This window comes from Methylobacter luteus IMV-B-3098 (assembly GCF_000427625.1).
Taxonomy (GTDB): Bacteria; Pseudomonadota; Gammaproteobacteria; order Methylococcales; family Methylomonadaceae; genus Methylobacter; species Methylobacter luteus.
The window spans coordinates 2,762,789-2,777,128 of the sequence record NZ_KE386569.1; the positions used below are offsets into that span (position 1 = coordinate 2,762,789).

A 14,340-nucleotide genomic window follows, 5' to 3' on the forward strand; every position below is an offset into this window, starting at 1 on the left:
AACAGGGTCCGGTAAGCAGAGGCAGTCTCCGCCCCTCCCTCATCGGCCGGGCACGAACTTATCCGCATTGGGCACTGAAAAGCGTCTCGGCGCGTCTGCTGATCTCTTCATGCGACAGGTCTTCTATGTGGGAAGCCAAATACCAGATATGTCCGAAAGGATCTTCCAGCGTGCCGGTGCGGTCGCCGTAAAACTGATCCAGCAATGGGCTGATGACTTTCGCGCCGGCGCCGACGGCCTTGGCAAACTGGGCATCGACATCCGCTACATAGAGATACAGGCCGATGGATGAGCCACCCTGCGATTGGGGATTGCGTAACGGGCTTTGATCACAGGCGTCGGACAACATGAGGGATGAGTCGCCGATCCTGATTTCGGCGTGTCCGATTTCGCCACCCGGCGTCACCAGCCGGAACACTTCGGCCGCGTCGAACGCGCGCTTGTAAAATTCAATGGCTTCAGTCGCGCCTTTAATACATAGGTAGGGAGTGATGTTGTGGTAACCGTCGGGGATGGGTCTAACTGTCATGACTATTCTCCTTCCGAAATGAACATACCGGACCGCTTGATATGGCCGGAAGCGGACGGTCGGCAGCGCGAACGGCACGCCAACTCGTCAATTGAACGCTTTTGTTAGACCCTGTTTCTGCATTTTGTTGCCGTTAAACTCATAGAAAAGGCTACAAGTGATCCAGCGGCAAAACACTCGTATCGACGGCCTTGCGCAGCACAAAACTGGACTGAACGCCGGTGACGCCGTCGATGCGGGTCAGTTTTCCGAGCAGGAAGTCCTGATAATGGTCCATGTCTGGCACGATCACTTTCAGCAGATAATCCGCGGTCTGGCCGGTGATCAGGTAACATTCGAGCACTTCCGGCCAGGTGCTGGCGTGGGCTTCGAAATTCTCGAACCGGTCCGGCGTGTGCCGGTCCATGCTGACTTGAACGATAGCGGTCAGTTTCAGCTGCAGCTTGGCTTGGTTCAGCAAAGTCACATGGCGGTCGATGAAGCCGCTGTCTTCGAGCTGTTTGACTCTTCTTGAGCAGGGTGAGGGCGATAGTCCTATCTTGTCGGCCAGTTCCAGATTGGAAATGCGTGCATTCCTTTGCATTTCATCCAGGATGCGTCGGTCTGTTCGGTCTATTTTCATGGCAATTCAACAGGGTTGTTGTCGGCTTCAGGCAATCACGGAAATGATTATACAAACAGATGATAATCAGTAGGCAATAATTGCTCAAAAAGCCGTTTTTACCCGCGTATTGGCAATCATTCGCTCAAGCCTTTTTCCTATACTGTGGCTTCATTCAACGACCATGGAGCGAGGAGACACTATGAATACAGCACAGCGAGCGGTTTTCGATCATCATAAATACAGGCCAAGCCCTGTCATCAGTCTGCCGCGGCGGCAATGGCCCGACCGGCGGATTGACCAGGCGCCGATCTGGTGCAGCGAGGATCTGCGCGACGGCAATCAGGCGCTGATCAATCCCTTGACCATCGAGCAAAAAACGGCTTTCTTCAAGCTTCTGGTCAGGATCGGCTTCAAGGAGATCGCCGTCGGCTTTCCTTCCGCGTCCCAGACCGATTATGACTTTATCCGCTTGCTGATCGATGAGCGGCTGATACCGGACGATGTGACGGTGTCGGTCCTGATGCCGGCGCGCGAAGGGTTGGTCCGGCGCAGTTTCGAGGCCTTGAAAGGCGCCAGGCGGGCCATCATGCATCTGTACAATTCCACGTCCAGGGTGCAGCGCGAGCAGGTCTTCAAAATGGGCAAGGACGGCATTACCGCGCTGGCTGTGGACGGCGCGCGAGTGATGAAGGAATGCGCCGCGGCGCAGCCGGAGACCGTGTGGCAGTTTCAGTACTCGCCGGAGAGTTTTACGGCGACGGAACCGGACTATGCGCTGGAAATCTGCAACGCCGTCGCCGATGTCTGGCAGCCGACGGCCGAGCGGCCGATTATCTTTAATCTGCCGTCGACGGTTGAGATTTCGACGCCGAATGTCTACGCCGACCAGATCGAATGGTTCAGCACGCACATCCGGCATCGCGAGGCGGTCATCGTCAGCGTGCATACGCACAATGACCGGGGCTGTGCCGTTGCCGCCGCCGAACTGGCGCTCATGGCCGGCGCCCAGCGTGTCGAAGGCACCTTGTTCGGCAACGGCGAGCGTACCGGCAATGCCGATATCATGGTCATGGCCATGAATTTGTACAGCCAGGGCATCGATCCCGGGCTGGATTTTTCCGATCTGGACGCGATCAGCCGTCAGGTCAGCCGGTTCAACCAGATCGCCGTGCATCCGCGCCATCCTTATGCGGGCGACCTGGTGTTCACGGCTTTCTCGGGCAGCCATCAGGATGCGATCAAGAAATGCCTGGAAGCCCGCCAGCCGGGACAGCCGTGGAACATCGCCTATCTGCCCATCGATCCGGCCGATGTCGGCCGCGATTACCAGGCGGTCATCCGCATCAACAGCCAGTCCGGCAAGGGCGGCGCCGCGTATGTCATCGAGCAGGAACTGGGCCTGCAACTGCCGCGCTGGCTGCAGATTGAATTCAGCCGGATCGTGCAGCGCCGGACCGAAGAGGAGGCGGGGGAAATAAGCGCGCAGCAGCTTGTGGCATTATTCGAGCAGACCTATTTCACCGCTGAGGCGACTTATCGACTGGCCGGATTTCATCTCGATCACGACCGGCAGGAGACGCTGTCGGCGCGCCTGGTTTCGGCGTCGGGCGAGATTACGGTAACAGGGTCCGGCAATGGCGCGCTGGATGCGTTTGTCAATGCGCTGGAAAGGCAGTTCGGCCAAACTATCGAAATCACCGACTATCATGAGCACGCCCTGTCGGCCGGCAGCAATGCCAAAGCTGCGTGTTATATCCGGCTGAAATACAATGGTGAGACACATACCGGCATAGCCTGCCATGACGATATCGTCAGTGCCTCGCTGAATGCCGTTTTAAGGCATATTCGTTAAGCAGGCGCGGGGCTAAACTTTCATCTGTTGCCGATAGGCTTTGGGCGAGCAGCCGAAGCGCTGTTTGAACGCCCGGCTGAAGTGCGATAAGTCGTTAAATCCCCAGCGGAATGCGATGTCGGAAAGCCGATGGCCGGCATGAATCGGGTCAAGCAGGTCTTTCCGGCAGTTTTCAAGCCGGCGCTGCCAGATATAGCGCATCAGGGAAGTGTTTTCGTCCTTAAACAGATCGTTGACATAGCGCGACGACAAACCGGCACCGTAGGAGACCATCGCGGAATCCATAGCCGGATTGGCAAGATGCCGGTCGATGAAATCCTTGATCCGGTTCAGCGCGAAGGAACGGCTTCTGGACAAGTTGAAGTTAGCAGGGCGTACGGAGGCCAGCGCCAGAGTCAACAGGTCGAGAGAATGGTCTGCAAGCGCGGAAAATTCCTGCGCACTTAATTGATCGGTCTGGCTCGCAGAAGTGCGTAAGAGATTGGCTGCCACGGCGCCTATGCCTTGATTGCCGGGGATGCGCAACGCCGTGCAGTGTTCGATGCCGGCTATTCTGTCTCTCAGCAGCGGTCTCGGGATCGAAACGATCAGTTTCGAGAAGTTCCGCGGGCAGTGTATGCGATGGGGCAGCGTGGCGTCGTAGAGCGTCATATCCCCAGGCTGTAGAAAAACGGCTTTGCCGTTCTGCTCAAGCTGGTAACCGCCTGATAGCAGGACGACCGCAAAGTAGGCATCGTGACTGATCAAATGGGGCTCGCGAGGCAGCCGCTCCAGGCAAACGGCGCTGGAGCGGATGGCGGACAGGCGCAGAGCCTGCCACGGGTAAATTGTCATTTCGTTGAACAGGCTGCCGTCGGCCGGTGGCGTGACTTCAACATTGGCATATTCCGTCCTATGACTTCGCGCAGCCATTCATGCCGCTCGCGTGGCGGACGGTCGTCCGTCGATAACCTGATGCCCTGCGTCGTGCCTGAGTCTGTTGAGGATGTCGAGCCGTGAATATCCATGATCAAAACTCCTATTTTCAGAGATTGGCTGTTGCCAATGTTAGAGACAACAGTGGCGCATGTAAATGGCGTATTGCCTTTTCAGTCAAGCAGTTGTTCCGTCCTGAGCACGCGCGTGACAAGCCGATGTCTTTATACTTAAAAAGGCAGTATCAATTTAAATTGAAAAGAACATGAGGCGATTGGTTATGAATCAGGATTCAAGACATGCGGGAAATGTGCTTTTAATCAGAGGCGCCGTTTTATGGCTGCTGGCGGCTTTGGTTCTGGCGTGGTGCATGGTGGGCATGAGCATCGACATTGCACCGATCAAGCTGGTTTTCCAGGGCAAGTTCACGCGCCTGTTGCAGGCGCATCTCGATTTCCTGTTAATGAGTGCGCTGCTGTTCGGGTTTTACGCGGCCAAGGTGCCGTTGCCGTGGCATGTGCGCTGGGCCATGGTTGTTGGCGCATTCACCAATTCGAGCCTGTTTCTATTGCAGGCCATATTTCCGGTACTGGATACGCCGACACCGGCCGAAGGTTTGTTGCCGGCGATCTTTCGCCTGTTTCAGATGGCAAGCATTACCATCACGAGTTACGGGTTTGGCAAGGGCGCTGTGATTATTCTATTGTCGACCTTCAATAAGGATATCTTCAGCTTGAAGACGACTGGTCTGGAAAGCTCGGATAGCGTTTTTGGGTTTCGGGAAATGCCAGGCGAAGGCATGGAAGAAAGGCTGCCGATAAGATCGGAAAACAACAATTCTTTTTAAATTATTCAGCCTCCGGGAACTCAACCTGATCAAGCTGAGCCAGGTGTTGCAGGGACAGTTCCCGGCACACGCCGCGATGAAGCAGTTCCTCGCGTAGTTTTTCAATGCGCTGGACGCCCGCGCTGTTTTCGCAAGGACGATAACTGACGATAATCAGCAATCTCGCTTCAGAGCGCCGAAACGCCAGCAAGGCAATTAAATCCAAAGTCGCTTCATCAATCCAGTGCGCGTTATCGACTATCAGGATAAAGAACGAACCGGTGCTTAAATTCTCAAAAAATTCGGCGGCTTCTCTGAGCATACGTCGCGTACTGTTTTGGGAGACTTTCGGAATCAGGTCGGCGAGTTCATCGGCGCTCAACAGATTCGACATTTGAAAGAGCCAGGTTGGGGCAATCTGATCCAGACGCTCGATCAAGGTTCTTCCGGACGGTTCGCGGCAACGGCGTTCGAGCGCCTCCAACAAGGGCAGAAACGGTTCTGTGCTTCCGTGCATTTGCACGCATCGGGAACGGAGCACTGCCAGATCGGGGTATTTGATTCCGGACAGGAACATGTCGAGCAAGGTCGTTTTGCCCGTACCGCGTTCACCACTCAGAAAAACCACGCACCGCTCCCCATCGGCCGCCTGAAGAAAGGCTTTTTGAAGCAGGGCCAATTCCGAAGGCCGCTCGAACCAGGCAGATGATGGCTCAATTTTAGGCTGGTAATACAAAGGAATGCGATCATCGCCAGACCGCTTGACGGTGACATCAGCCAGAAAACGATAGCCTCGTCTGCTGACTGTGGCAACAAAGCGGGGGGTTTTGCGATCGTCGTGCAAAATATTGCGCAAGGAATTGACAGCCAGCCTCAATGCCGAATCGTCGACAAGCCGGCCATCCCACACCGCCTCAAACAACTCTTCCCGCGATATCAGCTGACCCGCATGCTGCAGGAAATAAAGCAATAAGCGGTAAATCTTGGGCGGTAGATTGACATGGGTTTCACCTTCCCACAATAAATGGGTCGTCACTTCCAGGCGAAATGTTTCAAACTCGTAAATAGAATTTTGATCCATTGACACAAGCATAAAAAGCCTGAATTAGAATAATGCCAAACTCTAACACAAAAATAACAAATTACTAACAACTTACAGAAGCGGCTTAAGTATACTGGCTCTCAGCCAAAGATTTAACTAAAAATTAAGGTGTATTCAATGGAAGTGCTGAAGCTTAAATGGAATTTTTGAGAATTAAAACTGGGAGCACAATCGGATATAAAGTTGAATGGCTTTTCGATCGAGTTTGATCCCATTGATTTCAAAGGGCGGCTTAACCAAATCGACGTCATAAAACACGCCACACCTGCTGCGAAGCAGGGCCGGAAAGTCCAAGGTCTTCTAGAAGTTTAGAAGATGGCTGGATTGCAATTTTTTTTAAAATTATTGCTGAAGGGGGGCTAGAACGGAAAAATCACTGAGAGCTAAGGGTCGATAGCACTTATCAGCTTTTAAAACTCAAATGATGAGACATGCCAAACTCGTTGCGAAGCGAGGACGGAAAGCCACAGATCTTTCAAGGGCGGAAGATGGCTGGGTTGCAAATTATTTTAATAATTTGTATTTGTGGAAAATCTCATGAAAACACTAAATAAAAAAACTTGTGCGGCTTTAATGCTCGTTGCCGTATCGGCTGGTCCTTTAGCTAACGTTCAGGCAGCTACCTGTGGTAACTTTGAAATGAACGCGGCTTCGGGATCGGGAACTGTACTGTCTTGCACTACTGAAGATAAAAATATCGAAATCCAGGGGGGAAACAATGTAGTGACAAATCCTGGTCAAGATACATTATTTACCAATGTGACAGATCTTACCGGCAGTATTACCGGTATAACCCCAAATGCTCCCCAAGATGCAAATGGATTCGGAACTTTTAGTATCGATGCCAGTATTTGGGATAGCTGGGATTCAATATATATCGGCCTGAAGCAAGGCAATGCGTATGGACTTTTTCTCCTGACAGAGGCCGTATTTTCAGGTACTTGGAAGACAGCTCCTGGAGGCGGAACAGGGCTTTCGCACTATATTGCTTTTGGCGGCGATCCTGGTCCTGCGCCTGATCCAGTACCCGTCCCGGCGGCTGTCTGGCTGTTCGGATCAGGCCTGTTAGGTTTGATCGGCGCAGCGCGTAGAAAATCAGCCGCTGCGTAAGCTTAACATCCGGTTGCAATCAAAGGGGGCTTTGGCCCCCTTTTTTGTGCCTGCCAAGATGAGGTAGTCCGATGGATACTGTATTGGATAAGGCTGCTATATACCGCATAGAACAATTTTTTCCGTGATAATTAACTGCCCCCCGTTGCAGTGGGTATTAAAGCGGTCAATCCCGAGTGGCAAACTGATTAATATTTCATTTTTTCTGCAATAAATGGGGGCTGTTTCAAGGCGAAAAATTGAATATCAGCTACAGATCCTAACAAATATAACAATTTAAGCTCAGACTCTAACGCAAAAATAACAAAACACTAACAACAAGAATAAGCGGCCAAGGTATACTTCAAATGTCCGAAAATTTAACTAAAAATTCATATTAATTTAATGAAAATTCAGTTTTATTTAATGGAATCACTGAAACTTTAATGGAATTATTAAGAATAAAAAAGGAATCCAGTGATGGGGGCAAAATAAATAGGTTTTTCGGTTAAGTAGTTTGTTCCAAATTTTTTTAAATTAATTGTGGAGAAATGAAATGAGAAAACATGGTTTATTTGGCCTGATGCTAGTTTTTGTTATGTTAGGAATGAATGTGGCAAACGCTGCTACATTTGGACCTGTAACGCCTTCCCAGGACTCCCGAGATGGATCTGTTAATGATTCAAACGATACTGCGGCCGATCTGAATGCGGGCAATTTCTTTGGCCTTAATGATTGGCAGGAAATAACTAAAATAGATACGAATGACACCGATAATTCATATACCAATGGTCCGTTGAGTATCGATAATGGTATTAGACAAAACGGTGACTTGGTAAGTGGAACCTGGTCGCTTGATCCTTCCGTATGGCAAAGTTATAAAGCGATTACTCTGGTTCTTAACGATGGCAGAGCATCTAACGGTGTCTTTTGGACGGCTTGGTTGCTGGATCCAGGCGCAACATCCGGTACTTGGGAAATGAACATAATCGGCACCAATGATTTCAGGAATTTGAGTCATATGACAGTTTATGGAAGCCCTGTGCCTGTGCCAGCGGCAGTCTGGCTGTTCGGATCAGGTTTGTTAGGCCTGATTGGCGCAGGACGTAGAAAATCACCAAATCAAGCTTAACTTTCTGTCTTAATGCTAAAAGGGGCTTTTCGGCCCCTTTTTTATGTCGGCTAAGTCAATACGCCGGCGAATGCCTATGCAACTGTTAAGACAGTATGGCATGAATTCTTAGCGTTTTTTCAAGCCCGGCCTTGGGCGTTTTCATATCCTTTAAGATCGAACACGGACGGAAGCGATAGATTCGCCGGCTGCCAGGAAATAAAGCGCGGCATCTTGCTATCATCCGCAAAATTCCATAAGGAATTAAAGGCCAGCATCAATGTCGGCTTATCGTCAGGCCGACCGCATCCGGTGCTGCACCGAACAATTCTTCTAACCATATCCATCGGGTCCGCTTAATGCTGGAAATGATGCGACAGGCGATACATCTTGGGCGGTGACTGAGATGCCTTTCATTCTCCAACAACAGATAGGGCGTTGTTTCCAAAACAGCATACCAGACTCTGAATTAGAGATGCCGGATTAAGCCTAATACTAATAGTTACTAATAATCTAAATTGATGACTTAAGTATATGGCAGCTTATCAATTAATTAACCAGTAATTAATCAATAATTAACCAGTAATTAAGATTGATTTAATGAAAATATTGAAAACTAAACGAAATTGTTAAAAATTGAAAAAGGAACACAATGGGAAATAAACATAATTGAATAACTTTTCAACCGAGTTTTATTCCATTGATTTTTGAAAGGTGGTTATTGGAATTAAAGCCACAAAACAAGCCATATCTGCTGTGAAGCAGCTGCTGAAAGCTCCAGGATCTTATACTGTTTTAAAAAGTATTTGGAGTGCAATTTATATTTATTGGTTAATTTATATAGGGATTAAAAAATGAAAAAAATATATTGCGTTATCTTAATGATAATAAGTATATCAATAACAGTAACGGCAGCAGAAGCTGCATCTTATACGGACACTTATAATCCAACTGATATGCTGTTGGGAACCGGTGATGATCAAACATCGAGCTATTCCTGGGAGTTTGATATAACGGATTCTGGATTTAATCCACTCACTCAGGATGTCACTAATGCGTTAGTGAATTTACAACTACGTGATGATAAAGGACCTCAGGATGGTGCTGAAAAATTATCCTTCTCCGCTGAGAGTACTAGCTTAGCTGGTAATGCAAATGCAAATCATGACTTAAGCTTTAATTTATTTGATAACGGCAATGCCTTGTTGAGATTGAGCGATATAGGCAAGTTATTGATAGTTTTAACAGCTACTAGCGGAGATTTCATATTTGAAGCAGCAACGCTTCATGTTACCGCTACTGATGTTGACGTTAATTCGGTTCCATTACCAGCAGCAGTCTGGTTGTTCGGATCAGGTTTGGCAGGTTTGATCGGCGCAGCAGCGCGCAGAAAATCAACAGCCGTTCAAGCTTAAAATCCGGTTTTACATGAAAGGGGCTTCGGCCCCTTTTTTATGTCTTTTACAGTCAGTTTCAAATAGGCTTTATGAGGGCCTATATTCTTCCTGCGGCGGGCCTGACAGTTCCAACAGATTGATCACATTCATCCTGATAGCCAGGCGGGTCAGCTCGATATCGTTGGCGACGCCCAGTTTCCGCTTGATCAGGTAATGGCAGTTCAGCACGGTTTTCGGGCTGATATGGAGCAGGCGGGCAATGTCTTCGGTCGATCGCGCTTCGGCCAGCAGCCGCAAGATCTCGAATTCGCGTACGGTCAGTTCTTCCAGCGCGATGCGATAGGCGCCCAGCTTTTCCAGGGCAAGCGCCTGGGCGATATCGGCGCTCAGCGTGTGGCGACCGGCATGGACGTCATAGACGGCCCGGATCAGGACATCGGGCGCACTGCTCTTGGTTACGTAACCTAAAGCGCCGGCCCGCGCGGCCTGAATCGCAAAAACCGGATGCAGGTGCATGCTGAAAACCAGAACTCTGGCATCGGGGCGGCTCTGTCTGATATGAGCGATAACCTCCAGTCCGCCCTGGCCGGGCAGCGACAGATCCATGATGACCAGATCGGGGTTGCAATCCTTGAAGCGGGCATACGCCTCGGCTCCGTCCGCGGCCTCCGCGACGATCTCCAGCCTGGGTTGCTTTTCCAGCAGCGAGCGATAACCTTCGCGGACGATGGCATGGTCGTCGACCAGTAAAATCCTGATGTGTGCAGAAGTCGTCATGTCGGCGCGCCTGTAGCGGGTTGTACCGGCAGCCATGCCCGGACCATCAGACCGCCGGCTTGGGCCGGCGCCAGCGTTAGTTGACCACCCAGCGCCGCCACGCGCTCGCGCATACCAAGCAGTCCAATGCCGGACGCTTCTTCAAACGGCAGTTTATCGGCGATGCCGTCGTCCTCGACCCGCAATTCGACAAGTCCGTCGGATAGTATGAGCGTGACTTTCGCGTTGGCGGCGGATGAATGCTTGGCGATATTGGTCAGGCATTCCTGAACGATGCGAAAAATATTGACGGGCACCGGCTCGGGCAGCCGGTTAAGATCGCCGTCGATGGTCAGCTGATAATGAATCTTGCCGCCGCTTCGGGCATTCCAGCCGGCCACCAGGCTGCTCAGCGAGGCCGACAATCCCAGTTCATCGATATCCATGGGCCGCAATCGCAGCAGCAGTCCGCGCAACAAATCCATCATGTGGCCGGTAATGCGAGCGATGTTTTTGCCTTCGGGCACCAGCGCAGGGCAGCCCTGTTCCGCCGTTTGCGTCATGGATGCCGCGACGGCGTTGATGGCGGCCAGGCATTGGCCGAACTCGTCGTGTAGCTCGCGCGCCAGATAGCGGCGCTCTTCCTCCTGGACAGTCATCAGCTTTAGGGCCAGTTTTCGGCGTTCGGCAAGCAACTGCTGCTGACTGGCCGCCAGTAGGTTAATGGCCTGGCCGGTGCGCTGCCATTCGATCAGCTCGAAAGCGGGCAGACGGGTAGATAAGTCGCCATTGCTCATGTTTTCCAGGCCGGCAACGATCACTTGTGCCGGACGCAATGCGCGACTCACCGTGACATAAACCAGCAGGCAAAGAGCCAGCACGGTTGTTGCGGACAGCCCCATCAGGCCGCGAAGCTGTTGCCAGGCGCTGGCAATCTCGATTTCGGCGCTGGGTGCGACAATGACGGTGCCATGAACGCGATCACGAAAGGCAATCGGCCGCATGGCCTCAAGGCCGGGTTTGAAAGCCCATCGGTATATGCCTTCGAACCAGTCCGGCACGCTCCGGGCGATTACGTTGCCGCCGCTGCATACGCTGCGGACCTGATCTCCGTCTGTCGGCATGAACCGCACGCAAGTGCCGGATACGGTGCTGATCTGTTGCCATAATCCCAGATCCGGGAACCTCGCCACATGGTCGAAGCCCGCATTGATGCGTAGCAGTTGCACTTCCAGTTGCCGGCCTATCGAGTCGGCCGTTGAACGGGCCTCGCGCCGGAATTCCCGGTCGGCCTGATACAGCACCCAGATAGCCGTTGCAGCCAGGCAGGCGAAGCCGATCAGGATGATGCGCGAGAGCAAGTAAATTTTCAGATTCATAGTAATGCCGGATGAGATTTTTTGCTGACGATCAGACGCTTTGAGGCTCGGCGCGCCCTTGAGCGCATTCTATGCGCCTGTGACCGGCATGGAAAGCAGCCTCGATAAAGTCGGGCAAATTGCCCGTATTCAATGGGCAATGATCAGGTTACGGACGCAGGCCGCCACGCTAATCTGGCAACTGTTACGCAAGCAACGTTTCTTAAAAATAAGGAGAACAGAGGATGAAATTAATAAATGCAAGAATAATTCCTGCCTGGATCATACTGGCTATGGGGCTGATTTTTAATGGTGCCGTTCATGCAGGTACTCGCATAGCGGTTTTAAACTTCGAGCTGAACGACATCACGTCAATGCCCAATACGCCGGATGAACTCACGCGCACGGCTACAATCAAGCCGTTGCTTGAACAGGCGATCGGTCAAGCCGGCGATTACGAAATCATTCGCATCAATGTCGATGAACAAGCGGCCGCGAATGCCGGGTTCGGTTATCTTTTCAAATTTCATGATGCGGCGGCTGAGTTGGCCAGCCAGTCTGGCGCCGATTGGGTCGTAGTCGGACAGCACAGCAAACCCAGTTTTCTGTTTTCTTATCTGATGGTGTATTTGGTCAATGTGAAAACGCCTGATCTTTCCGCAAGATATGATATTGAACTGAAAGGCACGCATGAAAAGGTAACAAAACGCGGAATCAATACGCTGGCGAAAAAGATTCATGCCGCGATCAAGCGGATGTGAATGCTGATGTGCCAACACTTTCCCGGACACAAGGTTAGGCAGATTCTGGCCGCATTCCTAAATAAATAGCAGGAAGCTATATCCAATGGGCATTTTCAGGGCTCAGCTTGACTATAAGCAAAACTGAACTATTCTCAGGCATGACCCGATTAAATTGTCCGTAGGCTCACAGGAGTGTATCCCCCATGTTAAAAAAAATTTCCCCTTTATTACTGCTCTGTTCATTTGGCCTATGCGCCGAACCTGGTCCTCTAAAGGGACCCGAGCAACCCACAAGCCCCACAGACCCCACAGACCCGACAGCACCCACAGCGTCGCAGGTTGTGGCGTACGATGACGGGATCACCGTGAGGCCAAATGATGTTGTTTCCGTGACTGGCAATGTGACAGCAAATGACCTGAATGGGACGAGTGCTTACCTTAACAGCTCGCCAGCGAGTGAATATGGCACTCTGCTTTTCAATTCCGACGGCAGCTTTACCTATACCTTGTATAAAAGCGCTCCCAGCGTTAATAAGCTAGCGGCTGGCGAAGTCGTCAAAGACTCTTTTTCCTACACCCTTGTCGACCAGTTCGGACAAAGCGCTACCGCGAACCTAAATGTAACTATTATTGGTAACCCGGTTGATGCTGACGGCAATACTGTTTTTGAACAGCCGAAGGATGAACTTTACGATAATGTGGACGTTGAATTTAATGATCATTCTACCGATGCAACACCTTTGAATTCCGGCAGAAATATTAAAGGGCATTTGCTCCACGCGGCTGATAAGGATTGGTTTTTCTTGCACAGTGCCGGTAACGAAATCATCAAGCTTGACGTTTGTCCGCAGGGCAGCAGTTGCTTCGGTAAAAAAAGCAGATGGGTACTGTATGTGTTTGACAGTGCTCAGTTCACGCCTGAGTGGGAAGAATCTGCCTATTATCCGCTCCACCGTTGGGTGAAGGAAACCGGCAGTAGATCGGACATACGGAATAAGATAGTTATACATAATGATCCCAAGTATCCAGGGGAAGAAAAGGTGGATGAGCCTGCGATCATAGGCGCTTCAGATAACCTGTATCTGGCTTATAGGGCGGGGTTATTCGATGGGGCTCTCATCGGTATAGTTGATCCTTGTTTTGATACGGCTAATTCTCTTGAAATCGGTGTTCCTCCAGGCGAAAGAGATTACTACATTGCTATTTCCTCGCCTCTACATGGAGATGCGGACCAAGGGGATGACGAATGTGGTCAAGGATCAGTTCTTTTGAGTGAACCTGGGCTCCCTGTAACCACCTCGTGGACAGACTCTTTAGGAACTTGGTATCAATCTCTTCCAACTACACAGGAATATATCTCATCTTTCTATAGCGATGACCAGTATACGATCAACATTACCAGCACTGGCCTCGATCCGTTATTGCCAACAATCCATCCGTTATTATCGCCATCCGCAATTGAAAAATCGGCAACATTCAATGGCTTCAGCGGTGAACTGAATATCCCTAAGGTCAAGGTTGAAGGCAAGCTATACGCGGCCCGCCTGGTACGGCAAGCTCCATTCTCGGGCAATACTTATAAATTTGCTCTGATAGACCTCAACGAACTCGGCTCCGGGGAAACTGTCGATCCGTTCCAGGCCACGTATAATCCGGCTAACGGGCAGGTGTTAATGCCTCGCGTGACTGATGCCGCCAATGGCAACGCCTATTCTGTGATTATGCAGTATCATCCGGCGGCTAACGGTAATGCTCAATGGCTGGAAGCGATTGCTATTACAGCTATCAAATAGTTCGTAGACTGGTGATATAGGTTTTTTCCCCGCCTCGGCAGTTGCATAAGATATCTCGGAGTCAGGCTCGATTGAGACTATTTTATTTGGCTGCTTGAGGCAATCCATTACCTCGAACAGGAAAGATAAGTCATGTTCTTTCCTGTTTTTCAATCTTGATTTATAAAAACATCAGAAAGCAGGGCTTATCTTTTATCTGCAAATGAATCTGCTCTTTATCCGGTTTATAAACGGATAGCGGTGGTTTTTATATGTTGATATTTTT

General features: G+C 50.7%; 13 protein-coding genes and 2 riboswitches. Of the genes, 7 read left to right on the forward strand and 6 right to left on the reverse strand.

The annotated features are described in order from the left end of the window. Positions 1 to 58 precede the first annotated feature (58 nt). Together METLU_RS0114790 and METLU_RS0114795 are read right to left on the reverse strand one after the other, a co-directional pair. The gene (locus METLU_RS0114790) at positions 59 to 529 is read right to left on the reverse strand and encodes a VOC family protein (RefSeq protein WP_027158891.1); all 471 of its coding nucleotides are present in this window, start codon (positions 527 to 529) and stop codon (positions 59 to 61) included. Positions 530 to 680: 151 nt separating this feature from the next. Continuing rightward, entirely contained in the window at positions 681 to 1,151 is a 471-nt protein-coding gene (locus METLU_RS0114795) for an Lrp/AsnC family transcriptional regulator (RefSeq protein ID WP_027158892.1), read from the reverse strand. 181 nt (positions 1,152 to 1,332) lie between these two features. Between METLU_RS0114795 and leuA the strand changes: the two genes are divergently transcribed. Continuing rightward, positions 1,333 to 2,985, forward strand: coding sequence for a 2-isopropylmalate synthase (leuA, locus tag METLU_RS0114800; RefSeq protein ID WP_027158893.1), 1,653 nt, complete (start codon positions 1,333 to 1,335; stop codon positions 2,983 to 2,985). A 12-nt stretch (positions 2,986 to 2,997) separates the two neighbouring features. Here the strand turns inward: leuA and METLU_RS25485 are convergent, their stop codons facing one another. Further along, positions 2,998 to 3,897: a helix-turn-helix domain-containing protein gene (locus METLU_RS25485; RefSeq protein ID WP_196806547.1), complete on the reverse strand. Its 900-nt coding sequence runs from the start codon at positions 3,895 to 3,897 to the stop codon at positions 2,998 to 3,000. A 283-nt stretch (positions 3,898 to 4,180) separates the two neighbouring features. Here METLU_RS25485 and METLU_RS25490 point away from each other — a divergent pair, with 283 nt between their 5' ends. Continuing rightward, positions 4,181 to 4,747: a hypothetical protein gene (locus tag METLU_RS25490; protein WP_196806548.1), complete on the forward strand. Its 567-nt coding sequence runs from the start codon at positions 4,181 to 4,183 to the stop codon at positions 4,745 to 4,747. 1 nt (position 4,748) lies between these two features. Here METLU_RS25490 and METLU_RS0114815 read toward each other — a convergent pair whose 3' ends face one another. Further along, a complete protein-coding gene (locus METLU_RS0114815) occupies positions 4,749 to 5,807 on the reverse strand; it encodes a winged helix-turn-helix domain-containing protein (protein WP_027158894.1) in 1,059 nt (352 codons plus the stop codon). Positions 5,808 to 6,076: 269 nt separating this feature from the next. Then, a riboswitch (cyclic di-GMP riboswitch) is annotated at positions 6,077 to 6,160 on the forward strand. Between the two features lie 91 nt (positions 6,161 to 6,251). Next, a riboswitch (cyclic di-GMP riboswitch) is annotated at positions 6,252 to 6,333 on the forward strand. 32 nt (positions 6,334 to 6,365) lie between these two features. Here METLU_RS0114815 and METLU_RS28705 point away from each other — a divergent pair. From METLU_RS28705 to METLU_RS0114835, 3 genes are all read left to right on the forward strand, one after another. Continuing rightward, positions 6,366 to 6,938: a hypothetical protein gene (locus METLU_RS28705; RefSeq protein ID WP_027158895.1), complete on the forward strand. Its 573-nt coding sequence runs from the start codon at positions 6,366 to 6,368 to the stop codon at positions 6,936 to 6,938. A gap of 535 nt (positions 6,939 to 7,473) precedes the next feature. Further along, a complete protein-coding gene (locus tag METLU_RS28710; RefSeq protein ID WP_027158896.1) occupies positions 7,474 to 8,049 on the forward strand; it encodes a VPLPA-CTERM sorting domain-containing protein in 576 nt (191 codons plus the stop codon). Positions 8,050 to 8,882: 833 nt separating this feature from the next. Then, positions 8,883 to 9,443: a VPLPA-CTERM sorting domain-containing protein gene (locus tag METLU_RS0114835; RefSeq protein ID WP_155920573.1), complete on the forward strand. Its 561-nt coding sequence runs from the start codon at positions 8,883 to 8,885 to the stop codon at positions 9,441 to 9,443. Between the two features lie 69 nt (positions 9,444 to 9,512). On the opposite strand, the gene METLU_RS0114840 is transcribed toward METLU_RS0114835, so the two are convergent. Continuing rightward, complete coding sequence (locus METLU_RS0114840) at positions 9,513 to 10,202, reverse strand: response regulator (protein WP_027158898.1); 690 nt, start codon at positions 10,200 to 10,202, stop codon at positions 9,513 to 9,515. Then, positions 10,199 to 11,560 carry an ATP-binding protein gene (locus METLU_RS0114845; protein ID WP_027158899.1) on the reverse strand — a complete coding sequence of 454 codons (1,362 nt, stop codon included), beginning with the start codon at positions 11,558 to 11,560 and terminating at the stop codon, positions 10,199 to 10,201. Before METLU_RS0114845 ends, METLU_RS0114840 begins: the two co-directional genes overlap by 4 nt. 224 nt (positions 11,561 to 11,784) lie before the next feature. Between METLU_RS0114845 and METLU_RS0114850 the strand changes: the two genes are divergently transcribed. After that, positions 11,785 to 12,300: a DUF2380 domain-containing protein gene (locus tag METLU_RS0114850; RefSeq protein WP_027158900.1), complete on the forward strand. Its 516-nt coding sequence runs from the start codon at positions 11,785 to 11,787 to the stop codon at positions 12,298 to 12,300. 185 nt (positions 12,301 to 12,485) lie between these two features. Beyond that, positions 12,486 to 14,075, forward strand: coding sequence for an Ig-like domain-containing protein (locus METLU_RS0114855; protein ID WP_027158901.1), 1,590 nt, complete (start codon positions 12,486 to 12,488; stop codon positions 14,073 to 14,075). The last annotated feature ends 265 nt before the right edge of the window (positions 14,076 to 14,340 follow it).